The sequence below is a fragment of the Roseateles cavernae genome, assembly GCF_040187885.1.
Taxonomy (GTDB): Bacteria; Pseudomonadota; Gammaproteobacteria; order Burkholderiales; family Burkholderiaceae_C; genus Roseateles_E; species Roseateles_E cavernae.
Map to the genome: position 1 here is coordinate 608,443 of NZ_JBDPLH010000001.1, position 26,090 is coordinate 634,532.

Here is a 26,090-nt window from a genome sequence, read left to right on the forward strand (position 1 = left end):
CCGCCCGCATCGGCGAAACGCTGGTGAAGCGGTCCGGCACGAGACTGCCTGCACTTCGGTCACGACCGGCAAGACCTGGCACCCACCACGCCACAGCTTCATTCCACATCACGCAGAGCCCGCAATGACAATTCTCCTGAATACCCGTTCCGTCTCGACCCTGTGCGTCACCCTGCTGGCGCTGTGCGGCACCGCCGCCCAGGCCCAGACCCTTCTCGATCACAACCGGGCCATGTCCGGCAATGCAACGCCGGGCGATGCGCCGGGCTACCCGATCACGCTGAGCCAGCCGGGCCACTATGTGCTCAAAAGCAATCTGAACGTGCCCGACGGGCTCAGCGGCATCCTGATCCAGACCGAGGGCGTGACCCTGGACCTGAACGGTTTCACGATCAAGGGCAGCCGCAGCTGCAGCTTCAACAACAGCAGCTACATCGTCAGCTGCAGTGCCGCCGGTGGCGTGCGTGGCGTCGACAGCAGCAGCCACATCAACACCACCGTGAGGAACGGCCATGTCCGGGGCTTCGCCATCGGTGTCTTCCTGAGCGGAGGCCTGGTCGAAGGCCTGACCGTCAACCACAACCTCACCGGCATTCTGGCCACCAACAACTTCGCCACACGCATCACCGGGGTGCTCGCCGAAATGAACGCAACAGCCGGCATCGCCATCGACTACCTGGGCCTGGTGGACAACGTCGTCACCGTCCGCAATACCACCGGCATCGACGGCAGTACAGGCGTCATGGCAGCCGTTCGAGACAGCCTGGTAACCCACAACAACGTCGGCATCCGCGGCGGCGTCATGCGCGCAACCCGGGTCAATCTCAACACGACGGACACCGTCGGCACGGCTGCGTACTGAACAGCATCGTCATTCCGATCCCTCGTCTAGCCCTCAAGCAAGCTCATGAACACCTCCCGCCACCTCTTCTGGCCGCTCCGTCCCCTCGCCACCCTGGCCGCCGGCCTGCTGACCGCACTGAGCCTGTCTCTGGTGGCCACGCCCAAGGCCCATGCCGTCCCTGTCACCTACAGCTTCGTCGGTGTGGTGGACTGGGACGAGGCCCAGCGCGGCTGGTCCTCCTTCGCCGGCAGCTTCAGCTTTGACAGCCAGGCCGTCGACGGCATTGCCGACGGCAGCACCGCCGCCTATGCCCACGCCGGCGCCCCCTGGGGCATGAGCGTCAGCTTTGACGGCGGTGCGCACGTCGCGGCCTACCAGCAGGTGTTCAACGTCCTGATCAGCGACAACCTGGGCGGCAGCGACCAGTTCGGCGCGCTGGCCCAGAATGCTGCCGGCACACAAAGCCTGCAGCTGACGCTGTGGGACTTCGCCGCCCAGGTCTTCGGCAGCGACGCCCTGCCGCTGCCCGACGGCGGCCTGGCCCTGGCCGACTTCCAATGGAGCAGCTTCAGCTACGAGTCCAGCGCCGGCATCCTGCAGGGCCGGTTGGCCGACTTCGGCTGCACCTCCGGCTGCTCGCCCGCCTCGCCCGTGCCGGAGCCGGGCAGCCTGGCCCTGGCACTGGCGGGACTGGGCCTGCTGCTGACGCGCCGAACCGCTCGCATGGGGTGAACCGGCGCACTCGCCTGGCGAGGCCACCACCCAGGGCAGAATCGCGCCCATGCCTGAGGATTCATCCAGCCCTGCAACGTCGCCCCGTCCCAAATCCGCCCCGCAAAAGGCCATGGAGAAGTTGGGCCTCGTGCGCGATATCGACCTGGCTCTGCATCTGCCGCATCGCTACGAGGACGAGACCCACATCACGCCGATCGCCGAGGCGCGCGAGGGCGAGACGGTGCAGTGCGAGGGGGTGGTGACGGAATGCCGGATCGAGCTGCGCGGGCGGCGTTCGCTGCTGGTGAAGATGGCGGATGACAGCGGCGAATGGCTGCTGCTGCGCTTCATCCACTTCTACCCCTCGCATCAGAAGACCATGGCCGAGGGCAACCGGCTGCGGGTGCGCGGCGAGCTGCGAGGCGGCTTCTTCGGGCGCGAGATGGTGCACCCGAGCTTCAAGGCGGTCAGCGAGGACACGCCGCTGGCGCAAAGCCTGACCCCCGTCTACCCCAGCAGCGCCAGCCTGCCCCAGGTCTATCTGCGCAAGGCCGTGGCCTCGGGTCTGAAGCGGGCCGCGCTGGAGGAGCTGCTGCCGCCCGGCACGGTGCCGGCCCGGCTGCCCAGCCTGCGCGAGGCGCTGGACTTTCTGCATCACCCGCCACCGGCCGCGGGCCTGAGCACGCTGGAGGACCACAGCCACCCGGCCTGGCAGCGACTGAAGTTCGAGGAGCTGCTGGCCCAGCAGCTGAGCCAGCTGCGCGCCCAGCGCGAGCGGGCCCGGCTGAGGGCCCCGGCGCTGCGGGCCGCGCGCGGCGGCCTGCACGAGCGGCTGCTGGCCACCCTGCCCTTCGGCCTGACCGGCGCGCAGCAGCGCGTCGGCGAAGAGATCGCGCAAGACCTGGCACGCCCCGCCCCGATGCACCGCCTGCTGCAGGGCGATGTCGGCTCGGGCAAGACCGTGGTGGCGGCGCTGGCGGCGGCGGTGGCGATCGACGCCGGCTGGCAATGCGCGCTGATGGCACCCACCGAGATCCTGGCCGAGCAGCATTTCAAGAAGCTGCTCGGCTGGCTGGAGCCGCTGGGGCTCAAGGTGGCCTGGCTGACCGGCAGCGTCAAGGGCAAGGCGCGGCAGAAGATGCTGGACGCGGCGGCCTCCGGAGAGGCCCAGCTGGTGATTGGCACCCATGCGGTGATCGAGGACAAGGTGCAGTTCAAGAAATTGGGCCTGGCCATCATCGACGAGCAGCACCGCTTCGGCGTCGCGCAGCGCTTGGCCTTGCGCAAGAAGCTTGCCAGCCAGGCGCTGGAGCCGCATCTCTTGATGATGAGCGCGACACCGATACCGCGCACGCTGGCGATGACTTACTTTGCCGACCTCGATGTCTCGACCATCGATGAGCTGCCCCCCGGCCGCACACCCATCGTCACCAAGGTGTTTGCCGACGGCAAGCGCGACAGCGTGATCGCCAGGATCCGCGACGAGGTGGCCAAGGGGGCCCAGGTCTACTGGGTCTGCCCGCTGATCGAGGAGTCGGAGACGCTGGACCTGAAGAACGCGACCGAGACCCATGCGGAGCTGAGTGCCGCGCTGGAAGGCAAGGTCGTGGGCCTGCTGCACGGCCGCATGGCACCTAGCGAGAAGGCGGCGGTGATGGCGCAGTTCAGCGCCGGGCAGATGAGTGTGCTGGTGGCGACCACGGTGATCGAGGTCGGTGTCGATGTGCCCAACGCCAGCCTGATGGTGATCGAGCATGCCGAGCGTTTCGGCTTGAGCCAGCTGCACCAGCTGCGCGGCCGTGTCGGCCGGGGCGCGGTGGCCAGCGTCTGCGTGCTGCTCTACACCGGCCCGCTGTCGCCGACCGGCAAGGACCGGCTGCGCGCGATGGCCGAGACCAATGACGGCTTCGAGATCGCGCGCCGCGACCTCGACATCCGCGGCCCCGGCGAGTTCATGGGCGCGCGCCAGAGCGGCGCCGAGCTCTTGCGTTTCGCCGATCTGCAGGAGGACGCGCCGCTCTTGAAGGCGGCGCGCGAACTGGCGCCCCAGCTGCTGGACCGCCACCCGGAGGCGGCGAGCCGGCAGGTGGAGCGCTGGCTGGGCTCGAAGGCGGAGTTCCTGAAGGCCTGAGGCGGCGTTGATCGATCAGGTAAATAAATATTGCTGGTCGATTTCTGAACAAACGACCTCGCTACACTCCGGCCACTTTCAAACACCCCCACGATCATGAAATCTGTGCTCTCCCGTCGTCCGGTTCTCGCGCTGAGCTTTGCCACCCTGCTGGGCCTGAGTGCCTGCGGTGGTGGCGGCGGCGACGCCGGCGAACCCGCCGGCAACTGGGCCGAAGTGTCCGGCTCCTCGGCCATCACCGCGCTGAAGACCACCGACACCGCGGTCGGCACCGGCGTCGAGGCCACCGCCGGCAAGAAGTTGACCGTGCACTACACCGGCTGGCTCTACGACAAGCGCGTCACCGCCAACCAGAAGGGCACGCAGTTCGACAGCTCGGTGGGCAAGACGCCGTTTGTCTTCACGCTGGGCGCGGGCGCCGTCATCAAGGGCTGGGATCAGGGCTTCAACAGCATGAAGGTGGGCGGTAAGCGCACCTTGCTGCTGCCGGCCTCGCTGGGCTATGGCGCCAACGGCTCCGGCACGGCCATTCCGTCCAATGCCGCGCTGATCTTTGAAGTCGAACTGGTGGGCGTCCAGTAAGAAGCCAGCAAACGCCGCACGCAGGGGTCAGAACTCCAGGTTGTCAATCAACCTCGTCTGCCCCAGCCGGGCGGCCGCCAGTGCCACCAGCGGCAGCCCTTCGGCCGGCGCACCCAGATCGAGGCGACGGCGCAGCACCAGATAGTCGGGCGCCCAGCCGGCCGCCTGTAGCGTCACCATGGCCTCGGCCTCGATGGCGGCGACATCGCGCTCGCCGCCCTGCCAGCGCGCGATCATGGCCTTCAGCGTGCGGCTCAGGCGCAAGGCCTCCTCGCGTTCGGCCTCGCTGAGATAACCGTTGCGTGAGGACAGGGCAAGGCCCTGTTCGCTGCGCGTGGTCTCGCCGGCCAGGATCTCGATGGGTAGGGCCAGCTGGGCCACCATGCGGCGCAGCACCATCAGCTGCTGATAGTCCTTCTTGCCGAACACCGCCCAGCGCGGCTGCACGATATTGAACAGCTTGGCCACGACGGTGCAGACCCCGGTGAAGAAGCCCGGGCGGAAATGGCCCTCCAGGATGTCGGCCAGCTCGGCCGGCGGCTGCACCTTGTAGCCCTGCGGCTCGGGGTAGAGCTCGGCCTCGTCGGGCGCGAACACATAGTCGCAGCCGGCGCTCTTGAGCAGCTCGGCATCGCGCGCCAAGGTGCGCGGGTAGCGGTCGAAGTCCTCGTGCGGGGCGAACTGCAGCCGGTTGACGAAGATGCTGGCCACCACCGGGCCGCCCTGCGACGCCGCCTTGGCCTGGCGCACCAGGGACAGATGACCCTCGTGCAGATTGCCCATCGTCGGGACGAAGGCGTTGGGGCGGCCGGCCAGGGCCTGGCGCAGTTCGGCGATGGTGTGAGTGACTTGCATCGCGCTCAATCAGTAGCTGTGGACTTGGTTGTCGGGAAAGGTCTGCGCCTTGACCTCGGCCACATAGCGGCCGACCGCCTCCTGGATCGAGGCCGCGCCGGCCATGAAGTTCTTGACGAAGCGGGGCCGGCGGCCCGGCGTGATGTCCAGCATATCGTGCAGCACCAGCACCTGGCCCGAGCAGCCGACGCCGGCGCCGATGCCAATCACCGGCACGGGCGAGGCGGCCGTGATCTCGGCGGCCAGCGTGGCCGGCACCATCTCGTAGAGCAGCATGGCCGCGCCGGCCTCGACCAGCTCCTGCGACTCGCGTTTGATGCGCGCGGCGCCGGCCTCGTCGCGGCCCTGCACCTTGAAACCGCCCAGCGCGTTGACGGTCTGCGGCGTGAAGCCCAGATGGGCGCAGACCGGGATGCCGCGCTCGCTGAGAAAGCGCACCGTCTCCACCGTCCAGCCGCCACCCTCCAGCTTGACCATCTGGGCACCGGCCTTGACCAGGGCGGCGGCGCTCTTCCAGGCCTCCTCCCTGCTGACGTGGTAGCTGTCGAAAGGCAGATCGGCCAGCACCCAGGCCGTCTTGACGCCACGCCGCACACAGGTGGTGTGATAGACCATGTCCTCCAGGCTGACCGGCGCGGTCGAGCCGCGGCCCTGCAGCACATTGCCCAGCGAGTCGCCGATCAGGAGGATGTCCACGCCGGCACCGTCCAGCAGGCTCGCAAAAGCCGCGTCGTAGCAGGTCAGCATCGCGATCTTCTCGCCGTCGGCATGCATCTGCTGCAGGCGGGGCAGGCTCAGGGGTTTGCGCTCGGTACTCATGGTTTGTGCGATGGGCGAATGCCCGCAGACCGCGGGCGGGCGCAGTGTAGCGGGGTCAGGAATTCCCGCAGACTCGGTCAAGGCAATGTAGGCTTCGCCATTGATAGGAGAAAACAATGACCCTGACCGAGCTGCGCTACATCGTCGCGGTCGCCCGCGAGCGGCATTTCGGCCGCGCGGCCGAGGCTTGCCACGTGTCCCAGCCGACGCTGAGCGTCGCGATCAAGAAGCTAGAGGAGGAGTTGGACGTCAAGATCTTCGAGCGCGGCGCGGCCGAGGTCACCGTGACGCCGCTGGGCGAGGACATCGTGCGCCAGGCCCAGTCGGTGATCGAGCAGGCCAGCGCGATCAAGGAGATCGCCAAGCGCGGCAAGGACCCGCTGGCCGGTGCGCTGCGCCTGGGACTGATCTACACGATAGGCCCCTATCTGCTGCCCCAGCTGGTCAAGAGCGTGATCGCGCACTACCCGCAGATGCCGCTGATGCTGCAGGAGAACTTCACCGTCAAGCTGCTGGAGATGCTGCGCACCGGCGAGCTTGACTGCGCCATCATGGCCGAGCCCTTTCCGGACACCGGCCTGGCGATCGCCCCGCTCTATGACGAGCCCTTTGTGATCGCCGTGCCGGCCAGTCACCCCTTCGCCCAACGCCCCTCGATCAGCTCGCAGGAGCTCAAGAGCGAGACCATGCTGCTGCTGGGCACCGGCCACTGCTTTCGCGACCATGTGCTGGAGGTCTGCCCCGAGTTCGCGCGCTTCTCCAGCGACGCCGAGGGCATACGCAAGAGCTTCGAGGGCAGCTCGCTGGAGACCATCAAGCATATGGTGGCCTCGGGCATGGGGGTCACCGTGGTGCCGGGCCTGAGCGTGCCCAAGGAGCCGCAGACCCATCTGCGTTTCATCCCCTTCGCCGACCCGGTACCGACCCGCCGCGTCGTGCTGGCCTGGCGCCGCACCTTCACCCGCTACGAGGCCATCGCGGCGCTGCGCAATGCGATCTATGACTGCGCGCTGGACGGGGTGACGCGGCTGTCCTGACTCCAAAAGGGGCTTGAAGCGGCCGCGCCGTCCGGCGAACATGGGTCTCGCCTGGAGAAGTTTGTTTCTAGCTATCGCCGACTTTGATTCAAACAAATTGATCTATTGGTAGCCGAAATTTAGTCTTCTCCCTTCCATCCAGCCACGGCTGGCCACACCCGAGGAGATAAGCCATGACCAGTGAAGCGAACAAGTGCCCCTTCCACCATGCTGCCGGCGGCGGCACGACGAACAAGGACTGGTGGCCCAACCAGCTGCGCGTCGATCTGCTGAACCAGCACTCCAGCAAGTCCGACCCGCTGGGTGAGACCTTCAACTACGCCGAAGAATTCAAGAAGCTCGACTACAAGGCGCTGAAGGCCGATCTGGTCAAGCTGATGACCGACAGCCAGGACTGGTGGCCGGCCGACTTCGGCCACTACGGCCCGCAGATGATTCGCATGGCCTGGCACTCGGCCGGCACCTACCGCACGCTCGATGGTCGCGGCGGCGGCGGCCGCGGCCAGCAGCGTTTCGCCCCGCTGAACTCCTGGCCCGACAACGTCAATATCGACAAGTCGCGCCGCCTGCTGTGGCCGATCAAGCAGAAGTATGGCCAGAAGATCTCCTGGGCCGACCTCTTCATCCTGGCCGGCAATGTGGCGCTGGAATCGATGGGCTTTCGCACCTTCGGCTTTGCCGGCGGCCGCGCCGATGTCTGGGAACCGGACATGGACGTCAACTGGGGCGCCGAGAGCACCTGGCTGGCCACCGACAAGCGCTTCCACGGTGATCGCGAGCTGGACCATAACCTCGCCGCCACCCATATGGGTCTGATCTATGTGAACCCCGAGGGCCCGAATGCCAGCGGCGACTACATGGCCGCCGCCAAGGACATCCGCGCCACCTTCTACCGCATGGCGATGGACGACGAGGAGATCGTCGCGCTGATCGCCGGCGGCCACACCTTCGGCAAGGCCCACGGCGCCGCCCCCGAATCGCACAAAGGCCCCGAGCCCGAGGGTGCCGGCATCGAGGCCCAGGGCCTGGGCTGGAACAGCAACTTCGGGCAAGGCCACGGCAAGGACACCGTCTCCAGCGGCCTCGAAGTGACCTGGACCACGACCCCGGCGCAGTGGGGCAATAACTTCTTCGAGAACTTGTTCAAGTTCGAGTGGGAGCTGGAGAAGAGCCCCGCCGGCGCCAAGCAGTGGGTGGCCAAGGACGCGCCGGACATCATTCCGGACGCCCATGTGCCGGGCAAGTTCCACAAGCCCAAGATGCTGACCACCGACCTGACGATGCGCTTCGACCCCGAGTTCGGCAAGATCTCCAAGCGCTTCCTCGAAGACCCGCAGGCCTTTGCCGAGGCCTTTGCCCGCGCCTGGTTCAAGCTGACCCACCGCGATATGGGCCCGAAGGCCCGCTACCTCGGCCCCGAGGTGCCGAAGGAAGACCTGATCTGGCAAGACCCGCTGCCGGCCGCCACGCACAACCCGTCCGCAGCGGACATCGCCGAGCTGAAGGCCAAGATCGCGGCCTCCGGCCTGTCGGTCAGCGAGCTGGTGTCGGTGGCCTGGGCCTCGGCCTCGACCTTCCGCGGCGGTGACAAGCGGGGCGGCGCCAATGGTGCCCGCCTGGCCCTGGCACCGCAGAAGGACTGGGAAGTGAACCGGCGCGCCATCGCCGCCCTGCCCACCCTGGCCGAGATCCAGAAGGCCTCGGGCAAGGCCTCGCTGGCCGATGTGATCGTGCTGGCCGGCAGCGTCGGCGTCGAGCAGGCGGCCAAGGCGGCCGGCGTCGCGGTCGAGGTGCCGTTCGCGCCGGGCCGGGTCGATGCCACGCAGGAACAGACCGATGTCGAATCCTTCGCGCTGATGGAGCCGCTGGCCGACGGCTTCCGCAACTATAAAAAGGGCAAGATCGGCGCGGCCACCGAGGCGCTGCTGATCGACCGGGCCCAGCTGCTGACGCTGACCGCGCCGGAGCTGACCGCCCTGGTCGGCGGCCTGCGCGTGCTCGGTGCCAACGCCGACGGCAGCAAGCACGGCGTGTTCACCGAGCAGGTCGGCGTGCTGAGCAATGTCTTCTTCGTCAACCTGCTCGATATGAGTACCGATTGGAAGGCGGTCGATGGCGAGGGCGAGCTGTTCGAGGGCCGGGACCGCAAGACGGGTGCGGTCAAGTACAGCGGCACCCGCAGCGATCTGGTCTTCGGCTCCAACTCGGTGCTGCGCGCCTATGCCGAGGTCTACGCCAGCGCGGACGGGCAGCAGAAGTTCGTCGCCGACTTCGTCGCCGCCTGGACCAAGGTGATGAACCTGGACCGCTTCGACCTGGCGTGATCGCGCGGGCCGGTTTCCGGCCCCTGTCAACACCTGACCCTTCGCCACAAGCGTTGGCGGCAAGCACCTAGGACAACACCTCCCCTCAGACAGGGGGGAGGGCGTCGTTCTGGCTCGTGAACTATTGCCTATTCTCCGAGACCTCGGGATGTCCACAAGACCTGCCGGGCATCATCCGATGCCCGGCCGACAGCCCTGATCGAGTGGCTGACAAAGCCCCAACGGAGGAATCGCAATGAAGACCATCTCTATGCTGCGCACGGTCGCGGCAGCGGCCGCCATCGCCTGCGCCGGCCAGGCCAGCGCGCTGAACATCGTGCTGTGGGACACCGACAACAGCTACGGTGCCTCGCCCGAGGCCTTGCTGGCCTTCCAGAAGGCGGCGAACTACTGGAACAAGACCATCAGCAACGACGTCACCGTCAATATCAAGATCGGCTTTGCCGACCTGGGCGCCAATGTGCTGGCCCAGGCCGGCAGCAGCAGCGGCGAGGTCGCGGTCAAGGATGTCTACAGCGCCCTGCGGGCCAACACCAGCAAGAGCGCGCTGGACAATATCGCCGTCAACGGCCTGGTGGCGCTGAACGCCCAGGGCAGTGTCGCGATGCGCGTCAATGGCTATGTCGATGCCGCCCAGCAGATCGGTGTCGACACCACGATAGGCAGCCGCCGCGCCGACGGCAACGACCACATCAACCGCTATCTGGACGTGAACACCTCGGTGCAGAAGGCCCTGGGCCTGACGCCCTCGAACAACGCCCGCTACGACGCCAACATCACCTTCAGCTCGAGCTTCGGCTTCGACTACAACCCGACCAACGGCACCGCCGCCGGCAGCTACGACTTCACCGCCGTCGCCATCCATGAGCTGGGCCATGCCTTGGGCTTTGTCAGCGGCGCCGACACCTTCGACTACTTCGGTCGCGCCAACGGCCCCGGCGCCGATCTGCTGGAGTCGGGCGTGTTCGGCTCGCAGCGGCTCGACGACTTCGCGATCGGCAGCGTGCTTGACCTGTTCCGCTATGGCGCCAGCCCGGCGATCGACGGCCATTTGCAGCTGCAATGGGGCGCCAACAAGGACGCTTTCTTCTCGATCGACGGCGTCACGCCGTTCAACTTCAACAACCCCGACCAGAAGATTGCCGACTTCTCGACCGGCGCCTACAACGGCGACCAGAATCAGGCCTCGCACTGGGGCGATAGCAAGCTCTATCCCGATGCCGGCCGGCCGGGCTGCTTCCTGAGCGGCACCGATATCGGCCTGATGGACCCCACCGGCACACCGTGCGCCGACGGCCGGGTGACGCAGAACGATCTCGCCGCCTTCGACGCGATGGGCTGGAACCTGAACATCGATGCGCTGCAGGCCAGCAAGTACAGCATGGACACCGCGTCCATCTACCAGCTCGATGGTCTGGCCGTCGTCGCCGTGCCCGAGCCCGCCACCTGGGCCCAGCTGCTGCTGGGTCTGGGCGCGGTCGGCGGCCTGCTGGCGCGCCGTCGCAAGTCCGGCACCGCCTGAGTCGAGGTCGTGCGAGAACCGAAGCCTTGATGCCATCCCTGTGCTGAGAAATCGGCTGGCGCCGGCCTATAGTGCGAAGCCAGTGCCAGCCTTTCTCAAACTCAGCAAGGACATCTCATGAGCAAACGTGCAAGCAAGACCGCCCAGCCCGCCGCCTCGGCCATCAATATCGGCATCAACGACAAGGACCGCGCCGCCATCGCCGCCGGCCTGTCCAAGCTGCTGGCCGACACCTACACGCTCTACCTGACCACCCACAACTTCCACTGGAACGTCACCGGGCCGATGTTCAACTCGCTGCATGCGATGTTCATGACCCAGTACACCGAGCTGTGGAACGCGGTCGACCCGATTGCCGAGCGCATCCGCTCGCTGGGCCACCCCGCCCCGGGCTCCTATGCGCAGTTCGCCAAGCTCAGCTCGCTGAAGGACGCCCCGGCGACGCCGCCCAAGGCGCTGGAGATGGTGCGCATCCTGGTCGAGGGCCATGAAGGCGCGGCGCGCACCGCGCGCAGCCTGTTCCCGCTGGTCGACAAGGCCAGCGACGAGCCCAGCGCCGACATCCTGACCCAGCGCCTGACCGTGCACGAGCAAACCGCCTGGATGCTGCGCAGCCTGCTGGAAGAGTAAATGCGATTGGCAGCGGCACCGCTGGCCCTGCTGCTGGTCGCGGGTGCGGCCCAGGCCCAGGCCCAGGCCCACGTCCAGAAGTTAAGCTGGGACGAGGCCCTGCAGCGCCTGCGCGGCGGCTCGGACCAGCTGGCCGCCGCCCGCGCCGGCCTGGCCCACAAGCAGGCGCGCGCCGAGGGCATCGCCGGCCTGGGCGGGCCCAGCGTCAGCCTGAGCGGCGCGGCCTACCGCTACAAGGCCAGCCTGGACATCGATCTGGACCCCTTGTCCCAGCGCCTGGACCAGATCGTTCCGCAATTGCCGCCGCTGCTGGGTCAGGTCTTGCCTGCCCTGCCGCAACTGCCGCACAGCTACACGCTGGAGCGCAGCAACAGCGGCAGCACCGCCTCGCTGTCGGCCGTCTGGCCGCTCTATCTGGGTGGCGCCACCGAGGCCGCGCGCGGCCTGGCCGCCGCCCAGACCGCCGAGGCCAGCGCCGATCTGCAAAGCAGCGAGCATGAGGCGGCCGCGCTGCTGGCACAGCGCTACTTCCTGACGCAGCTGGCGCGCCGCGCCGCGGCGTTGCGCGAGGCCGCCGCCGAGGGCATCGCGGCCCATGATGCGGCAGCCGAGAAGATGCTCGCCACCGGCGTGCTGTCCAGGCTCGAACGCCTGCAGGCCCGCGCCGCCCTGGAAGACGCCCGCTACCAGGCGCGCAAGGCACGCAGCGATGCGGACCTGGCCGCGCTGGCGCTGGCACGCAGCCTCAAGCTCGACGCCCCGCCCCAGCCCAGCACGCCGCTGGCGCTGAGCCCGCGGCCGCTGCCGCCGCTGCAGGACTTCATCATCGTGGCCCTGGCCAACCATCCGGGCCTGGCCAAGGTGGCGGCCAGGAAGGAGCAGGCCAGCGAACTGCAGCGCGCCGGCAAGGCGCTCAACAAGCCTCAGCTGTTCGCCTTCGGCCAGCGCTCGCTGACGCACAACGGCGACTGGGTGGCCGGCGTCGGCCTGCGCCTGAATCTGTGGGACTCGCTGGACCATGGCGCGCTGGACCGCTCGCACGCCAGCCAGATCGCCCAGGCCGACGCGACCGACGCGCAGGCACGCAGCGATATCGCGCTGCTGGTCGAGCGCCAGTGGCGGGCCACCGAAAACGCCCGCGAGCAATACCTGAGCCTGCAGGCCCAGGACGAGCTGGCCCATGAGCTGCTGCGCCTGCGCCAGGCCGGCCTGCGCCAGGGCACCAGCACCACGCTGGACCTGATCGACGCCGAACTGAACCTCGCCAAGCAGCGCACCGCCCGCGCCCAGGTCGCCTATGACTATGTGATGGCGCTGACCGGCCTGCTGCAGGCCTGCGCTCAGCTCGACAGCCTGGGCGACTACCTGAACCAGGCCGCCCTGCGCATCGAATGAAGAGCGAGCACACCGCGATGAACGCCAAGCAAGTCCTGACCCCGCTGATCATCGCCCTGGCCGCCGGCCTGGGCATCTACGCGCTCTGGCAGGCCGGCCGCGGCCCCGAGCAGGCGCCGATCCAGGGCATGATGGAAGCGCAGGAAACCGATATCGCGCCCAAGCTGACCGGCCGCATCGCCGAGCTGCGGGTGCAGGAGGGCCAGGCCATCGCCAAGGGCGAGCTGCTGCTGCGCATCGACAGCCCCGAGGTCCAGGCCAAGCTGGCCCAGGCCAGCAATGCCGAGGCCGCAGCCTCGGCGGTGGTGCTGAAGGCGCACAACGGCGCCCGCCCGCAGGAGATCCGGATGGCACGCGCCAACTACGAGCGCGCCCAGGCCGGCGCCGAGCTGGCCAGGAAAAGCCATGAGCGGGTCGAGAGCCTGCACCGCGACGGCCTGGTGGCCACGCAAAAACGCGACGAGGCCGAGGCCAACTGGCGCGCCAGCGAACGCCTGGCCGAGGCCGCCAAGGCGCAATGGGAGCTGGCCCAGGCGGGCGCCCGTGCTGAGGACCAGGCGGCCGCCAGCGCCCAGGCCCGCCAGGTGGCCGGCCTGGTGCAGGAGGTCGAGGCGGCCCGCGCCGAGACCGAGCTGAAGAGCCCGGTGGCCGGTACCGTGGCCAAGCTGCTGGCCAAGGTCGGCGAGCTGTCGCCGGCCGGCGTGCCGGTCGTGACCGTTGTCGACCTGGCCGATCAATGGGCCGTGTTCAACGTGCGCGAGGACCAGCTGGCACGCTTCGCGATCGGGGCCGAGTTCGAGGCCCGCCTGCCGGCCCTGCCCGAGCAGCCACGCCTGCGCTTCAAGGTCACCGCCTCCAAGGTGCTGCCCGACTTCGCCACCTGGCGCGCCACCCGCGGCAACCAGGGCTATGACCTGCGCACCTTCGAGGTCAAGGCGCGGCCGCTGCAGCCCATCCAGGGCGCCCGCCCGGGCATGAGCGTGCTGCTGCCGTGACTTCGGGCCGGCGCTCGGCTTGGGCCAAGGTCTGGGCGCGCGAATGGGCACAGCTGCGCGCCAGCCCGCTGGACCTGGCCATGCTCTCCTGGGTGCCGCTGCTGCTGGGCCTCTTGATGCTGTGGACCTTCTCGGCCGGCCTGGCGAGCCGGCTGCCCATCGCCGTGCTGGACCAGGACCACAGCGCCGCATCGCGCCAGCTGCAACGCCTGCTCGATGCCGCGCCAGGCCTGCGCCTGGCCCGGCCGCTGGCCGATGCGGCCGAGGCCCGTAGCGCGCTGCAGGGCGGCGCGGTCTATGCGGTGCTGGTGATCCCGGCGGGCCTGGCCCGCGAACTCAAGAGCGGCCGCGCCGCCAGCGTCACCTTGCTGCACAACGCCCAGTTTGCGACCCACTCGGGCCTGATCCAGAGGGATGTGCGCGGCGCGGTCGGCACGATGTCGGCCGGCATCGAGATCCTGGCGCGCGAGAAGCGCGGCCAGGCGCCACAGGCCGCGACGCAGGGCTTCGAGCCGCTGCGCGCGGGCCTGGGCTCGCAGTACAACCCGGCGCTGAACTACCAGCAGTTCCTGGCCACGGCGCTGATGCCGGCCCTGTTGCATCTGCTGGCCATGGTGGCCGGCGCCTGGACCGTGGGCCGCGAGCTGCGTGACGGCACGAGCCCGGCCTGGCTGGACACTGCCGGGGCTCAGGCCTGGCCGGCCCTGCTGGCCAAGCTGGCGCCCGCCTGGCTGCTGCTGGGCGCGGTCGACGCAGCCCTGCTGCTGGCGCTGCTGGGCCTCGGGCTGCTGCCCTCGGGCGCTCCGATGCTGCTGGCCCTGCATGCGGCGCTGCTGGCGCTGTATCTGGCGCTGGGCGCGGCCGTGGCCTTGCTGGCGCGCTCGCTGCGCCTGGCCTTGTCGGCGGCCGGCTTCATCACCGCGCCGGCTTTTGCCTTCTCCGGCATCGGTTTTCCGCTGATGGCCATGCCCGAGGGCGCGCGGCTCTGGGCCGAGGCGCTGCCGCTGACCTGGCTGATGCAGGCCCAGGTCGGCCTGCTGCAGCAGGGCTGGGCGGCGCAGCGCGCGCTGCCGCTGCTGGCTGCGCTGACGGCCGCTGCGCTGGCCCTGCTGGCGCTGGCCGCCTGGCGGCTGCCGCGTGTGGCCCATGACCCGGCCGCCTGGGGCAAGCGCTGATGAGCGGCTGGCTGCGCGAAGTCGTCGGCACCTGGCGCGCGGTGCTGCGCGATCCCGGCGTGCTGCTGATGCTCTTGATCGCGCCGCTGATCTATTCCTTCTTCTACCCCTGGCCTTATGCGAGCGAGCAGCTGCAGCGGGTGCCGGTGGCCATCGTCGACCAGGATCACAGCGCCCTGAGCCGCCAGATCCAGCGCTTCGCCCAGGCCAGCCCGCGCCTGGAGCTGGCGCTGCTGACGGCCGACGAGGGCCGGGCCCGGGCCGCGCTGGCGGCCGGCGAGATCCAGGGCTATGTGCTGCTGCCGGCCGGACTCAAGCGCGAGGCCGGCCGCGGCCGGGCTCAGGTCGTGCCGGTGCTGGCCGACGGCGCCTACTTCCTCGCCAACAAGATCGTGCTGCTGGGTTTTGCCGAGGTGCTGGGCACGGTATCGGCCGGCATCGAGCTGCGCCAGCTGCAGGCCCAGGGTCAGTCGCCGCGGCAGGCCGCCGCCAGCCGCAGCCCGCTGAATGTGGAGCTGGCCGCACTCTACAACCCGCATGAGGGCTATGGCAGCGCGGTGGTGCCGGCGGTGGCGGTGCTGATCGTGCAGCAGCTGCTGCTGATCGGTATCGCGATGTGGGTGGGCCAGCGCTTCGAGGACCGCACGCGGCCCGCCGAGAGCCTCGCCCTCTGGAGCGCCCGCTGCATGGCCTTCGCCAGCTTCGGCGGGCTCAGCGCGGCCTGGTTCTTCGTGCTGATCTTCCCCTTCTTCGGCTATGCCCATGGCGGCAACCCGGCCGGCGCGGCGCTGCTGCTGCTGCCTTTTTGCTGGGCCATCGCGGCGGCCGGCGTGGCGCTGGGCGCGCTGCTGGCCGAACGCGAGCGGGCCATGCAGCTCTTGTTGTGCAGCTCGCTGCCTATGGCCTTTCTGGCCGGCTTCTCGTGGCCGCGTGAGGCCCTGCCGGCGCCGCTGTGGTGGCTGGGCGAGCTCTTGATACCGGCGGTACCTGGCATCCAGGGCTTTGTGCGGCTCAACCAGATGGGCGCGCCGCTGCACGCCGTCGGCCCGCAGCTGCTGGCCTTGTGCGGCCAGGCGCTGGGCTACAGCCTGCTGGCGGCCTGGGCACTGCGGCGCCGGCCGGCCGCGCTCAGGCCGGCAGCGGTGCCTGGCCTTCCAGGATGACAAAGGCGTCGTCGGCCGGCCGGTAGTCCAGCAAGCGGCGCGTCTGGTCTATGGCCAGGCGCTTGTAGCGGTTGTCGGACACGCCGTGCACCACATGGAAACCGCTCAGCTCGGCCTCGACGCAGCGCTGCAGCAGCTGCACCACATCGCGCTCGCTGATGAAGGCGGCCACATCGCGCGGGCTGTGCTGCTGGCCCGGCGCAAACTCGGCGACATTGGCGATGCGCACCGCCACGGTCGTCATCATGCCGTCCTGCGCGAACAGCGCGGCCAGCGCCTCGCCGAAGGCCTTGCTGGCGCCGTAGAGGTTCTTGGGGCGCGGCGCCATCTGCTCCTGCACCTGCAGGTCCAGCGCATAGCCCTCGACGGCCTGGGCACTGCTGGCAAAGACAAAGCGCCGGCAGCCCTGGGCCCGGGCGGCGGTGAACAGGTTGTAGCTGCCGACGATATTGACCGGCAGCAACGAGCCCATGAAGTCGGCCTCCGGCGAAGGGTCGGCCGCCAGATGGATCACCGTGTCAATGCCGGCACAGGCGCGCATGCAGGCCTGGGCATCGCTGATGTCCAGCGCCAGCACCTCGGCGCCGGACTCGGCCAGGCCTGCGGTGGCGATATCGGCCAGGCGCAGGGCCGAGCGGTCCGGCTGCGCCCGCCAGAAGGCACGGCCTATGCGGCCGGCGGCGCCGGTGATCAGGATCGTCGCAGTCGTCATTGCTGGTCTTTCTTGCTCATCGCTCGGGTCGTGGTCCGCGCCACCAAGCATGCATGAGGCATCGATGGAGTCGGGTAGGCCGCACTGTAGCGACTGCGAATCCTCGCAAAAACCCCGAGTGACGCGGCCGGCCGGGCCTGTATCCTTCGGCCGCCGTGATCGGCGGCATCTCCAACAATATCCTCGATACCGAGGGAGGCTCATGTACAAATCCATCTCGAAGGGCGGCATCGCCCTGTCCGTCACTCTGGTCGCACTGCTGTCGGCCGGTTGCGCCACCAAGGCGCCGCCCTACCAACCCTCTCTGGACAACGTCCAGGCGATCAAGAAGCTGCCACAGTCTCTGGCGCTGGGCGTGTTCTCAGTCAATGCAGGTGCGGCCGGTGCTCAGTCCATCGGCTTGCGCGGCTCCAGCATGGAGTCGCCGGTCGGTGCGAACTACGCCGCCTATCTGGCCGACGCACTGCGCCAGGAACTGGTGCTCGCGGGCAAACTCGATCCCCAGTCAAAGCTGGAGATCAGCGGACTGTTGCTGAAGAACGATATCGACGCTTCCGGCTTCTCGACGGCCAGCGGCGAGATTGAGGCCCGCTTCATCGTCAAGAACGCCGGCCAAACACGCTACGAGAAGACCCACAGAACCACTCTGAACTGGGAGTCGTCCTTCATGGGCGCCGTTGCGATTCCCAAGGCCCAGCAGCAGTACCCGGTGGTCGTTCAGGCGCTGATCACCCGCTTGTTCGCCGACGCCGAGTTTCTGGCTGCATTGAAGTGAGGCCGAGATGACACGTTTCCTGATGCTGCTGTCCTGGGTGAGTCTGGTGCTGATCGCCACCGGCTGCGCCCACCCGATCTCACTGAGCCCCAATCTGGCAAATGTTCAAGCGCCGGCCGGCACCAAGCTGGAGCGCAAGATCGGCCTGATCGTCACCGCCGAGGACCGTCAACGCGAAGTGAATTCGCCTGGCGGCGGCGGAGACAAGCTCAGTTACTTTCCCTATCGCGACCTTGAGGTAGGGATCTACCATGCGCTGAGCCAGAGCTTTGCCGATGTCAGCAAGATCAGCGGCCCCAGCGACCCATTGATCAAGTCCGAGAACCTCAACTACATCGTCAAGCCCAGCATTGCGACCACCTCCTGGTCACAAAGCCTGGTGACCTGGCCGCCCACCTTGTTCACGGTTGAACTCAGCGGTGCGGTGCTTGACCCCCAGGGGCAGCCCGTGACGGAAATTCGGGTGCAAGGCGAGGGGCGGGCCGAGTTCGACGAGTTCAAGAGCGACTTCTCGCTGGCCGCACGACGGGCCTCGGAAGATGCCTTGAAGAAGCTGGTCAAGGCCCTGAGCGACAGCGGCAACAAGCTGCGCTGAGTAGTCAGGAGCGGCGATCTTGCTGCTGGTACATTGCCTGCTGCGACTCGTAGCAGGCAATTCATGCATATCGCCATCCTCAGCTTCGACGGCTTCAACGAGCTCGACAGCTTCATCGCGCTGGGTCTGCTGAACCGGCTGCGGCCGCAGGGCTTCAGCGCCGAGCTGTGCGGGCCGGGCAGCCATGTGACATCGATGAACGGCGTCACGGTGCAGCTGCAGCGGCCGCTGGAGTGGGCCAACGAGGCCGATGTCGTGCTGTTCGGCTCGGGCCTCTACACCCGCGCGATTGCCGAGAACAGCGCGCTGCTGGACCGGCTGCAGCTCGACCCGGTGCGCCAGCTGATCGGCGCGCAATGCTCGGGCACCCTGTTGATGGCCCGCCTGGGCCTGCTGGGCGACTGCCCCGCCTGCACCGATCTGACGACCAAGCCCTGGGTCGTCGAGGCCGGCGCCGTGGTGCTGGACGAACCCTTCCACGCCCGCGGCCCCATCGCCACCGCCGGCGGCTGCCTGGCCTCGCAATACCTGGCCACCTGGGTGATGCTGAAGAAAGCCGGCGAAGCCGCCGCCCGCGAGGCGCTGCACTATGTGGCGCCGGTGGGGGAGAAGCAGGCCTATGTGGAGCGGCTGCTGGCGCTTGTCAAACCCTTCACCGCGCCGGCTTGAACCGAGCCGCCGCAGGGCAGCGGCGATAATCGCCGGTTAGCCCCCTGCCCGACCCCGCCATGTCTGCCGACCTTCCTACCCGCATCGAAACCGAAGTGCGCCGCCGCCGCACCTTCGCCATCATTTCCCACCCCGACGCCGGCAAGACCACGCTGACGGAGAAGCTGCTGCTGTTCTCGGGTGCGATCCAGATCGCCGGCTCGGTGAAGGCCCGCAAGGCCTCGCGCCATGCGACCTCGGACTGGATGGAGATCGAGAAGCAGCGCGGCATCTCGGTGGCTTCGTCGGTGATGCAGATGGAATACCGCGACTGCGTGATCAATCTTCTCGACACCCCGGGCCACCAGGACTTCTCGGAAGACACCTACCGCGTGCTGACCGCGGTCGATGCGGCGCTGATGGTGATCGACGCGGCCAACGGCGTCGAGCCGCAGACCCGCCGCCTGCTGCAGGTCTGCCGGGCCCGCAACACGCCCATCCTGACCTTTGTCAACAAGATGGACCGCGAGGTGCAGGACCCGCTGGCGCTGATGGACGAGATCGAGCGCGAGCTGGGCATGACGGTCGTGCCCTTCACCTGGCCGGTGGGCATGGGCAAGGCCTTCCATGGCGTGATGGACCTGCGCAAGCAGCAGATGCGGGTGTTCGCACCGGGCGAGGACAGGGCCGCCGGCGAGGAGGAGGTGCTGGCGGGCCTGGACAATCCCGAGTACGCGGGCCGCTTCGGCATGCAGTACGAGCAGGCCCAGGGCGAGATCGAGCTGGTGCGCGAGGCCGCGCCGGCCTTTGATCTGGACGACTTCCTGAGCGGCCGGCAGACGCCGATGTTCTTCGGCTCGGCGGTCAACAACTTCGGCGTGCAGGAAATCCTCGACTCGCTGGTCGAGTTGGCACCGGCCCCCGGCGAGCGGGCCGCGCTGCAGCGCGTGGTCAAGCCCGAGGAGACGAAATTCAGCGGCGTGGTGTTCAAAATTCAAGCGAATATGGACCCGGCCCACCGCGACCGCATCGCCTTCCTGCGCGTAGCCTCGGGCCATTTCGAGCGCGGCATGCGGCTCAAGGTGGTGCGCTCCGGCAAGGAGCTGCGACCGAACACGGTGGTGAGTTTCCTGAGCCAGCGCCGCGAGCTGCTGGACGAGGCCTTCGGCGGCGACATCATCGGCATCCCCAACCATGGCGTGCTGCAGCTGGGCGACACCATCACCGAGGGCGAGGCCCTGCAGTTCACCGGCCTGCCCTTCTTCGCGCCGGAAATGTTCCGCAGCGTCGAAGTGGCCGACCCGCTGAAGACCAAGCAGCTGAAGGCCGGTCTGACCCAGCTGGGCGAGGAGGGCGCGATCCAGGTGTTCCGCCCCATCGTCGGCAGCGTGCTGCTCTTGGGTGCGGTGGGCCAGCTGCAGTTCGAGGTGGTGGCGCACCGGCTTGAGCACGAGTACGGGGTCAAGGCCCGCATCACCGGCAGCCGCTTCCAGGTGGCGCGTTGGGTGACCTGCGACGATGAAAAGGAGCTGAAGCGCTTCATCGACGCCAACGACCATCGCATGGCCTATGACGCGGTGGACGCGCCGACGGTGCTGGTCGAATACGCCCCCGAGCTGCGCGCAATCGAGAGCAACTGGCCCAAGATCAAGTTCCACGCGCTGCGCGAGCATGCGGGGCTGGTGTTCCAGCGACGAATCGACGGCTGACGCCAAAAGCTTGGCATTGCTGGCGCTAGCGCGTCATCGGGCCATCACCGGGCCTGCCTACACTGGCCCGATGCAGAAGCAACAGGGAGCCACCCGGCTGGATCGACGGGCGTTCACGGCGCTGGCCTTGATGGGGCTGGGTGGCGCGCGGGCGGCCGACACCCGGCTGCGCGGCTTCACCGAGAACCTGCCACCGCTGAACCATGAGATCGAGGGCCAGCCCGGCGGCTTCAGCGTCGAGCTGCTGCGGCTGATCGCCGCCGAGGTGGAGCTGCCGATAGACATCGAGGTCATGCCCTGGCCACGCGCTCAGCAGGGCGCGGCCCAGACCTCGACCAGCCTGCTGTTCTCGCTGACCCGCACACCCGCGCGGGAGGCGCAGTTCCAGTGGGTGGGACCGATCGGGCCGCGCCGCATCATGATTTACCGGCTCGGCCCACGCACCGACATCCGGCTCAGCAGCCTGCAGCAGTTGCAGGGCCACCGGATCGGTGTGGTGCGCGACTCGGCGGCGGCACGCCAGCTGCTGGCCGACGGGCTGCGGCCCGAGGAGCATCTGGAATGGGCGCTGGATGACGAGAGCAATCTGCGCAAGCTGCTGGCCGGCCGCATGTCGCTGCTGCTGATGCTGGACTGGGCGGCCGCCTGGCATCTGCGCCGGCTGCAGCTGCCTCTGGACACACTGAGTGCCGTGCTGCCCTACGACATCGACAAGTCCTACTGGTACGGCCTGCCGCCCGACACCGACCCGGCCCTGGTGAAGCGCCTGCAGACGGCGCTGGACCGTATCAAGCGCGACGGCCGCTATGCGCAGCTGCGGCAGCGCTACTTCGCCTGAATCGCTAGACTGGCGGGGCCCACCGTCGCCCAAGGCCGCCCATGACCATTCTGCAGACCGAACGACTCCGCCTGGAGCCCTTTGCGGACCACCATTTCGAGGGTCTGCACGCGATCGACAGCGACCCCGAGGTGATGCGCTACATCACCGGCAAGCCCGACACGCGCGAGGACACGGCGTCAGGGATCGCCCGGGTCAAGGCCCGCTGGGCCGAGTGGGGCTATTCCTGGTGGGCCTTCATCGAGAAGGACAGCGGCCAGATCATCGGCTCCGGCTGCATCCAGCACCTGGCCCGCGACAAGGCCAATCCGCTGGAGATCGGCTGGCGGCTGCGGCGCGACCGCTGGCACCAGGGCTTGGCCTCGGAGGCGGCCCAGGTCATGGCCGCCTTCGCCTTCGACACGCTGGACACGCCGCAGCTGTGCGCCGTCTGCCACCCCGACAACAAGGGCTCGGCGCGCGTGATGCAGCGCCTGGGCATGAGCTATCGTGGCAGCGAGCGCTGGTACGAGATGGACACCTCGGTCTACGAAATCAGCCGCGCGGACTGGCAGATACGGACCGGATCCTAGTTAGGAGGCCCACGATGCAGACCCTCGACGAGATGCTGACGCTGAAGCTGCTGACCCCCGACCAGCATGACGAGATCCGCGCCTGGGCGCGCCGGGCCAAGACACCCGAGAAGATCATGCAGATGCCGCCCCATCTGTGGCGGGCACTGGAGGAGGCCAGCGTGCTGATGGATTTCGACGCGGACCTGGCCACCAGCCAGTAGCCGCAGCGATGCTGCGCCGTCCGGGGCGCAGCCATCATCATCAACCGGACATTGCTGCAGTGCACAATAGGCGCTCCACCAGCCTCGGGAGCCTGCATGCGCCGCGTTGTCTTCAATCAGAAGGGTGGGGTCGGCAAGTCGACCATCACCAGCAATCTGGCCGCCATCGCGGCAGCGCACGGTCGGCGCACCCTGCTGATCGATCTCGACCCGCAGGGCAATAGCAGCCGCTATCTGCTGGGCGATACGGCCGACGATGCGACCGTCGGGGCGGCCGAGTTCTTCGAGAGCACGCTGAAGTTCAGCGTGCGCGCGCCCAAGACCGATGACTTCATCGTCGAGACGCCCTGGCCCGGTCTGCAGCTGATGCCCGCCAGCCCGGCGCTGGACGAGCTGCACGGCAAGCTGGAGAGCCGCTACAAGATCTACAAGCTGCGCGACGCACTGCTCGAGCTGGCCGAGGACTACGACGAGATCTGGATCGACACGCCGCCGGCGCTGAACTTCTACACCCGCTCGGCGCTGATCGCGGCCGAGGGCTGCCTGATCCCCTTCGACTGCGACGACTTCTCGCGCCGCGCCCTCTACGGCCTGCTGGACAGCGTGCAGGAGATCCGCGCCGACCACAATGCGGAGTTACGGGTCGAGGGCATCGTGGTCAACCAGTTCCAGCCACGCGCCAGCCTGCCGCAGCGCACCGTGCAGGAGCTGATAGCCGAGGGCCTGCCGGTGCTGCAGCCCTATCTGAGCGCCAGCGTCAAGATCAAGGAATCGCACGAGCTGGCGCGGCCGATGATCCATCTGGATCCGCGCCACAAGCTGAGCCTGGAATTTGTCGCCTTGTATGAAGGATTGAACCCGGGCGCCTGAAACCGGCACCCGGGCACAAGGCTTATTGCGGCACGCTCAGCACGCCGGCATCGAAGCCGATCGCATCGGCGGCCGCCGGCGTCGCGGCCCAGGGCGGCACATCGCCGGCCGCCAGTGCGGTCGCGGCGGCGCGCGGCGTCGTACGCACCACCTGGCTGGCAGGCAGGGCCGTACCGTTCTTCAGATGGGACCACATCTGGTCCATCGCGCGCACGAAGTAGACGTGCAGCGGGATGTAGCGGGTCTCATAGCCCAAGAGCGCGCCGAAGGCGATGAAGCTGTCGAAATGCTGCGCATTGGTGACCTCGTAATAGCGGGTCTTGGCCGTGGCCGCCTCCTGCACCAGGTTCTTGCCGTAATAGGCACGCCCCGCATGGTTGACCGGGATCAGCGTGTCGTTGCGGCCGGCCACGATGATGGTGGGCAGGCCGCGCAGCTTGGCGCTGAGCTGCACCTCGTTGATGCCGGCGATCACGCGGTCCGACCAGGCCTTCATCGTGCCGAACAGGCCGGCGCCGCTGACCGTGTCCTTGCCGGTCACCAGGGTCCGCATGCACAGCGCGCCGTCGAGCGCGAAGTCGGCCGTGGCGCTGGTCGGCGAGACGGCCAGGAAGTCCAGCTTGGCACCGCCGACCGCGTCGTTGTAGACGATGTTGACGCCCGAGGTCGGCGGCACGCCGTTGCCGCCCGAGAACAGCGAGGCCTGCACCGCCGGCACCTGGGCGACGACATCGCCAGTGGCATTGGTGTTGGCATAGCTGAAACCGCAGACGTTGTCCGTGACCTTGAAGCGGCCATAGCTGTTCACATAGGTCATCACGATGGAGTTGGTCGCGAAGCGGTAGTGCGACTGCTGCAGATAGTTGGTCTCGGCCATCCAGCCATAGGCGTTCATCTTGGCCAGCGCCTCGTCGGCCTGCTCGGCCAGGCTCGCGCCGGCCAGCAGTCCGCGGGCCTTCAGCGCGGCGCAGCGGTTTTGCGCGGCCGTGGTGTAGGCGGCCGGCCAGAAGGCCGCGTTCAGCGACAGCCCGGCCTGGGTCGAGAGGGCCGCGCAAGGCTGGTAGATATTGGCGAAGGTGAAGTAGTCGATCAGCGGCTTGCTGTGCGTGGCCACCGTGGCCGCGCCCTGCTTGATCGTCAGCCCGGTATTGGCGCCGGGCTGGGCATTCGGCTCGGTCACGGCCACGCCGTCGATCAGGCTTTCGGTGTCCTGCTCGGCCGCCGCCAGCGCGGCGCCGCCGCCGTTGGACACCGAGGACGCGATCACCGTGGTGTTGGCCGGCGTGATCACGACCTCCTTCTTGCCGGGCTGGGCGGCGATGTCCTTGCCGTACTTCTCGTTGAGCACATAGAAGGCGAACTTGATCGCCCGCAAGGTGTCGCGGCCCCAGTCCTTCTCGGGGTTCTGCTGCGAGTGCGCATGCTTGTAGGCGACCCGGTTCGGGAAGGCCGCGTTATAGCCCAGGCGCTCGGCCTCGCTGAGGTCGGCCTTGAAGTGGGCCTTCTTGGCGGCCGCCGTCGCGCTGGCGATGGTGCCGTCGATCTGGATCAGGTTGTCGCTCGTCAGGTCGTGCAGGCCGTTGCCCGAGCCCTTGTCCACATAGGCCACCGCACAGCCGCGCTTGAGGCCCCACTCGCCGGCCGTGCCGATGGCGCCGTAGACGCCACGCGAGCCCGAGGAGGTGGCACTGACGATGCAGGGCTTGGTGGCATCGAAGCCGGTCGGCACCTGGACCATCAGCACCACGTTCTGCTTGCCCGAGCCGTCATCGGCCACCGCGATGTGCTCGCTGCCTGTCACCTTGCCCTCGCCCAGCGTGTCGGCGCCGGCGCTGTCGATATTGGGGCCATAGAGCCGGCCGAAGCCGCCCGACGCGGTGTAGTCGACCAGGGCGCGGTAGTTGGTGAAGATGGCGTTGCGGCGCGCCTCGGCAACGGTGGGCGCCAGCGGGTTGGCAAAGGCCGGCGCGGCGGCCGCCAGCAGGCCGGTCTTGCCGAGGCCACCGGTCAGCAGGTCGTCGCTGGCCCCGTCATAGCTGGCCGCCGCCACCGCGCCGCTGACGAAGCTGGGCAGGGTGTTGACCACCGGCGCCGGAGCCGGCGGTGGGGCCGGCGGTGGGGCCGGATCGTCGGAACCGCCGCAGGCGCTCAGCAAAGCGACGGCCAGGCAGGAGGAGGTTGCGGTGAAGCGTTTCATCGATGATGTCTCCGGTGGTTCGGTGGGGCCTCTCGATGGGGGCCTTGATCCGCTCAGCCCATGGTGACAATCCCGAGTCGGGACGGCTGGCAGTCCGCTAGGCTAGGCAGCCATGCACATCAGCGACAGCCCCGTGATTACGCCCGGGTTTTCCCCAGCCGAGACCTTTGCGGCCCTCAGCCCGCTGGGCCTGGTGCTGGCTCGCGAGCGTGTGCTGCTGTGGGTCAACGAGGCCTTTGCCACGATGTTCGGCTATGCCCGCGAGGACCTGATCGGCCAGAGCTTCTGCCTGCTGTTCGCGACCAGGACCGAGTTCGAACGCATAGGCCTGCGCATGCAGACCGCGCTGAGCAGCAGCGGCCACTACCAGGACGAGCGCCTGATGCGCTGCCGCGACGGCCGGCTGCAGTGGTTTCGCGTCCATGGCCACACCAGCGACCGCTCGGCGCCGCTGCGCGAGGCGGCCTGGGTCTTCGAGCCGCTGACCGGCGGTGTCGCGCCCGACGCGCTGAGCCCGCGCGAGCGCGAGGTGCTGGCCGGCATGGTCGGTGGCCAGACCGCCAAGGAGTGCGCGCGCGAGCTCGGGCTGTCGCCGCGCACCGTCGAAAAGCTGCGCGGCCGGCTGCGCCAGCGCTATGGCGTGCACACCGCCGCCGGCCTGATGGGCCGGGTGCTGGGATTGCCGTGAACGTCATCCGGGTAAGCCCTTGCGCAATCGTACGTAAAGGTCTTCACCCTGCCCCGGCCACCCGGGATCGCCCTACATTGGGCCTCCAACTCTAAGA

The 26,090-nt window shown here is 68.3% G+C and carries 25 protein-coding genes; 21 read left to right on the plus strand and 4 right to left on the minus strand.

Translation table 11 applies throughout. The features are described 5' to 3' along the window. The first annotated feature begins 124 nt into the window (after positions 1-124). The 4 genes from ABGI63_RS02925 (at position 125) to ABGI63_RS02940 (ending at position 4,271) form a co-directional block, all read left to right on the plus strand. Positions 125-862: a hypothetical protein gene (locus ABGI63_RS02925; protein ID WP_349740957.1), complete on the plus strand. Its 738-nt coding sequence runs from the start codon at positions 125-127 to the stop codon at positions 860-862. A gap of 45 nt (positions 863-907) precedes the next feature. After that, complete coding sequence (locus ABGI63_RS02930) at positions 908-1,576, plus strand: PEP-CTERM sorting domain-containing protein (protein WP_349740958.1); 669 nt, start codon at positions 908-910, stop codon at positions 1,574-1,576. A 49-nt stretch (positions 1,577-1,625) separates the two neighbouring features. Beyond that, positions 1,626-3,689 (plus strand): ATP-dependent DNA helicase RecG, encoded by a 2,064-nt coding sequence (gene recG, locus ABGI63_RS02935; RefSeq protein ID WP_349740959.1) that lies wholly within the window; start codon positions 1,626-1,628, stop codon positions 3,687-3,689. 234 nt (positions 3,690-3,923) lie between these two features. Further along, positions 3,924-4,271: an FKBP-type peptidyl-prolyl cis-trans isomerase gene (locus ABGI63_RS02940; protein WP_432767382.1), complete on the plus strand. Its 348-nt coding sequence runs from the start codon at positions 3,924-3,926 to the stop codon at positions 4,269-4,271. 27 nt (positions 4,272-4,298) lie between these two features. On the opposite strand, the gene panC is transcribed toward ABGI63_RS02940, so the two are convergent. Both panC and panB read right to left on the minus strand, forming a co-directional pair. Beyond that, positions 4,299-5,126 (minus strand): pantoate--beta-alanine ligase, encoded by an 828-nt coding sequence (gene panC / locus ABGI63_RS02945; RefSeq protein ID WP_349740960.1) that lies wholly within the window; start codon positions 5,124-5,126, stop codon positions 4,299-4,301. A gap of 9 nt (positions 5,127-5,135) precedes the next feature. Next, positions 5,136-6,026, minus strand: a complete 891-nt coding sequence (gene panB / locus ABGI63_RS02950; RefSeq protein ID WP_432767368.1) for a 3-methyl-2-oxobutanoate hydroxymethyltransferase — start codon at positions 6,024-6,026, stop codon at positions 5,136-5,138. A 35-nt stretch (positions 6,027-6,061) separates the two neighbouring features. Here panB and ABGI63_RS02955 point away from each other — a divergent pair, with 35 nt between their 5' ends. The 8 genes from ABGI63_RS02955 (at position 6,062) to ABGI63_RS02990 (ending at position 16,186) form a co-directional block, all read left to right on the plus strand. Next, positions 6,062-6,982 carry a LysR substrate-binding domain-containing protein gene (locus tag ABGI63_RS02955; RefSeq protein WP_349740962.1) on the plus strand — a complete coding sequence of 307 codons (921 nt, stop codon included), beginning with the start codon at positions 6,062-6,064 and terminating at the stop codon, positions 6,980-6,982. A gap of 173 nt (positions 6,983-7,155) precedes the next feature. Beyond that, a complete protein-coding gene (gene katG, locus ABGI63_RS02960) occupies positions 7,156-9,306 on the plus strand; it encodes a catalase/peroxidase HPI (RefSeq protein WP_349740963.1) in 2,151 nt (716 codons plus the stop codon). 235 nt (positions 9,307-9,541) lie between these two features. Further along, a complete protein-coding gene (locus ABGI63_RS02965; RefSeq protein WP_349740964.1) occupies positions 9,542-10,828 on the plus strand; it encodes an NF038122 family metalloprotease in 1,287 nt (428 codons plus the stop codon). Between the two features lie 117 nt (positions 10,829-10,945). Next, positions 10,946-11,458 (plus strand): Dps family protein, encoded by a 513-nt coding sequence (locus tag ABGI63_RS02970; protein WP_349740965.1) that lies wholly within the window; start codon positions 10,946-10,948, stop codon positions 11,456-11,458. Then, positions 11,459-12,853, plus strand: a complete 1,395-nt coding sequence (locus tag ABGI63_RS02975) for a TolC family protein (protein ID WP_349740966.1) — start codon at positions 11,459-11,461, stop codon at positions 12,851-12,853. Next, positions 12,850-13,848 carry an HlyD family secretion protein gene (locus ABGI63_RS02980; protein WP_349740967.1) on the plus strand — a complete coding sequence of 333 codons (999 nt, stop codon included), beginning with the start codon at positions 12,850-12,852 and terminating at the stop codon, positions 13,846-13,848. The genes ABGI63_RS02975 and ABGI63_RS02980 overlap by 4 nt, the downstream gene beginning before the upstream one ends. Next, positions 13,845-15,023 carry an ABC transporter permease gene (locus ABGI63_RS02985; RefSeq protein WP_349740968.1) on the plus strand — a complete coding sequence of 393 codons (1,179 nt, stop codon included), beginning with the start codon at positions 13,845-13,847 and terminating at the stop codon, positions 15,021-15,023. The genes ABGI63_RS02980 and ABGI63_RS02985 overlap by 4 nt, the downstream gene beginning before the upstream one ends. Continuing rightward, positions 15,023-16,186, plus strand: coding sequence for an ABC transporter permease (locus tag ABGI63_RS02990; RefSeq protein WP_349740969.1), 1,164 nt, complete (start codon positions 15,023-15,025; stop codon positions 16,184-16,186). The genes ABGI63_RS02985 and ABGI63_RS02990 overlap by 1 nt, the downstream gene beginning before the upstream one ends. Here ABGI63_RS02990 and ABGI63_RS02995 read toward each other — a convergent pair. Next, entirely contained in the window at positions 16,152-16,898 is a 747-nt protein-coding gene (locus ABGI63_RS02995) for an NAD-dependent epimerase/dehydratase family protein (RefSeq protein WP_349740970.1), read from the minus strand. The genes ABGI63_RS02990 and ABGI63_RS02995 overlap by 35 nt on opposite strands. Before the next feature lie 202 nt (positions 16,899-17,100). Here ABGI63_RS02995 and ABGI63_RS03000 point away from each other — a divergent pair, with 202 nt between their 5' ends. From ABGI63_RS03000 to ABGI63_RS03035, 8 genes are all read left to right on the plus strand, one after another. Further along, on the plus strand, positions 17,101-17,673 hold the full coding sequence (locus ABGI63_RS03000; RefSeq protein ID WP_349740971.1) for a hypothetical protein: 573 nt from the start codon (positions 17,101-17,103) through the stop codon (positions 17,671-17,673). Between the two features lie 7 nt (positions 17,674-17,680). Continuing rightward, positions 17,681-18,268, plus strand: a complete 588-nt coding sequence (locus ABGI63_RS03005; protein ID WP_349740972.1) for a hypothetical protein — start codon at positions 17,681-17,683, stop codon at positions 18,266-18,268. Between the two features lie 63 nt (positions 18,269-18,331). Then, complete coding sequence (locus ABGI63_RS03010) at positions 18,332-18,937, plus strand: type 1 glutamine amidotransferase family protein (protein WP_349740973.1); 606 nt, start codon at positions 18,332-18,334, stop codon at positions 18,935-18,937. A 59-nt stretch (positions 18,938-18,996) separates the two neighbouring features. After that, the gene (locus tag ABGI63_RS03015) at positions 18,997-20,625 is read left to right on the plus strand and encodes a peptide chain release factor 3 (RefSeq protein ID WP_349740974.1); all 1,629 of its coding nucleotides are present in this window, start codon (positions 18,997-18,999) and stop codon (positions 20,623-20,625) included. A gap of 70 nt (positions 20,626-20,695) precedes the next feature. Continuing rightward, the gene (locus tag ABGI63_RS03020; RefSeq protein WP_349740975.1) at positions 20,696-21,463 is read left to right on the plus strand and encodes a substrate-binding periplasmic protein; all 768 of its coding nucleotides are present in this window, start codon (positions 20,696-20,698) and stop codon (positions 21,461-21,463) included. Between the two features lie 41 nt (positions 21,464-21,504). Further along, complete coding sequence (locus tag ABGI63_RS03025; protein ID WP_349740976.1) at positions 21,505-22,035, plus strand: GNAT family N-acetyltransferase; 531 nt, start codon at positions 21,505-21,507, stop codon at positions 22,033-22,035. Between the two features lie 14 nt (positions 22,036-22,049). Beyond that, positions 22,050-22,238 carry a hypothetical protein gene (locus ABGI63_RS03030; protein ID WP_137944301.1) on the plus strand — a complete coding sequence of 63 codons (189 nt, stop codon included), beginning with the start codon at positions 22,050-22,052 and terminating at the stop codon, positions 22,236-22,238. Between the two features lie 96 nt (positions 22,239-22,334). Then, positions 22,335-23,108, plus strand: a complete 774-nt coding sequence (locus ABGI63_RS03035; protein WP_349740977.1) for a ParA family protein — start codon at positions 22,335-22,337, stop codon at positions 23,106-23,108. A gap of 22 nt (positions 23,109-23,130) precedes the next feature. Here the strand turns inward: ABGI63_RS03035 and ABGI63_RS03040 are convergent, their stop codons facing one another. After that, the gene (locus ABGI63_RS03040) at positions 23,131-25,305 is read right to left on the minus strand and encodes a 3-hydroxybutyrate oligomer hydrolase family protein (protein WP_349740978.1); all 2,175 of its coding nucleotides are present in this window, start codon (positions 25,303-25,305) and stop codon (positions 23,131-23,133) included. Positions 25,306-25,417: 112 nt separating this feature from the next. On the opposite strand from ABGI63_RS03040, the gene ABGI63_RS03045 reads away from it, so the two are divergent. Next, positions 25,418-25,993: a LuxR C-terminal-related transcriptional regulator gene (locus tag ABGI63_RS03045; protein WP_349740979.1), complete on the plus strand. Its 576-nt coding sequence runs from the start codon at positions 25,418-25,420 to the stop codon at positions 25,991-25,993. Positions 25,994-26,090 lie beyond the last annotated feature (97 nt).

Coding starts and splice junctions, on each gene's coding strand:
- ABGI63_RS02925 (WP_349740957.1), top strand. CDS start 125: ATGACAATTCTCCTGAATACCCGTTCCGTCTCGACCCTGTGCGTCACC.
- ABGI63_RS02930 (WP_349740958.1), top strand. CDS start 908: ATGAACACCTCCCGCCACCTCTTCTGGCCGCTCCGTCCCCTCGCCACC.
- recG (WP_349740959.1), top strand. CDS start 1,626: ATGCCTGAGGATTCATCCAGCCCTGCAACGTCGCCCCGTCCCAAATCC.
- panC (WP_349740960.1), bottom strand. CDS start 5,126: ATGCAAGTCACTCACACCATCGCCGAACTGCGCCAGGCCCTGGCCGGC.
- ABGI63_RS02955 (WP_349740962.1), top strand. CDS start 6,062: ATGACCCTGACCGAGCTGCGCTACATCGTCGCGGTCGCCCGCGAGCGG.
- katG (WP_349740963.1), top strand. CDS start 7,156: ATGACCAGTGAAGCGAACAAGTGCCCCTTCCACCATGCTGCCGGCGGC.
- ABGI63_RS02965 (WP_349740964.1), top strand. CDS start 9,542: ATGAAGACCATCTCTATGCTGCGCACGGTCGCGGCAGCGGCCGCCATC.
- ABGI63_RS02970 (WP_349740965.1), top strand. CDS start 10,946: ATGAGCAAACGTGCAAGCAAGACCGCCCAGCCCGCCGCCTCGGCCATC.
- ABGI63_RS02975 (WP_349740966.1), top strand. CDS start 11,459: ATGCGATTGGCAGCGGCACCGCTGGCCCTGCTGCTGGTCGCGGGTGCG.
- ABGI63_RS02980 (WP_349740967.1), top strand. CDS start 12,850: ATGAAGAGCGAGCACACCGCGATGAACGCCAAGCAAGTCCTGACCCCG.
- ABGI63_RS02990 (WP_349740969.1), top strand. CDS start 15,023: ATGAGCGGCTGGCTGCGCGAAGTCGTCGGCACCTGGCGCGCGGTGCTG.
- ABGI63_RS02995 (WP_349740970.1), bottom strand. CDS start 16,898: ATGACGACTGCGACGATCCTGATCACCGGCGCCGCCGGCCGCATAGGC.
- ABGI63_RS03000 (WP_349740971.1), top strand. CDS start 17,101: ATGTACAAATCCATCTCGAAGGGCGGCATCGCCCTGTCCGTCACTCTG.
- ABGI63_RS03005 (WP_349740972.1), top strand. CDS start 17,681: ATGACACGTTTCCTGATGCTGCTGTCCTGGGTGAGTCTGGTGCTGATC.
- ABGI63_RS03010 (WP_349740973.1), top strand. CDS start 18,332: ATGCATATCGCCATCCTCAGCTTCGACGGCTTCAACGAGCTCGACAGC.
- ABGI63_RS03015 (WP_349740974.1), top strand. CDS start 18,997: ATGTCTGCCGACCTTCCTACCCGCATCGAAACCGAAGTGCGCCGCCGC.
- ABGI63_RS03020 (WP_349740975.1), top strand. CDS start 20,696: ATGCAGAAGCAACAGGGAGCCACCCGGCTGGATCGACGGGCGTTCACG.
- ABGI63_RS03025 (WP_349740976.1), top strand. CDS start 21,505: ATGACCATTCTGCAGACCGAACGACTCCGCCTGGAGCCCTTTGCGGAC.
- ABGI63_RS03030 (WP_137944301.1), top strand. CDS start 22,050: ATGCAGACCCTCGACGAGATGCTGACGCTGAAGCTGCTGACCCCCGAC.
- ABGI63_RS03035 (WP_349740977.1), top strand. CDS start 22,335: ATGCGCCGCGTTGTCTTCAATCAGAAGGGTGGGGTCGGCAAGTCGACC.
- ABGI63_RS03040 (WP_349740978.1), bottom strand. CDS start 25,305: ATGAAACGCTTCACCGCAACCTCCTCCTGCCTGGCCGTCGCTTTGCTG.
- ABGI63_RS03045 (WP_349740979.1), top strand. CDS start 25,418: ATGCACATCAGCGACAGCCCCGTGATTACGCCCGGGTTTTCCCCAGCC.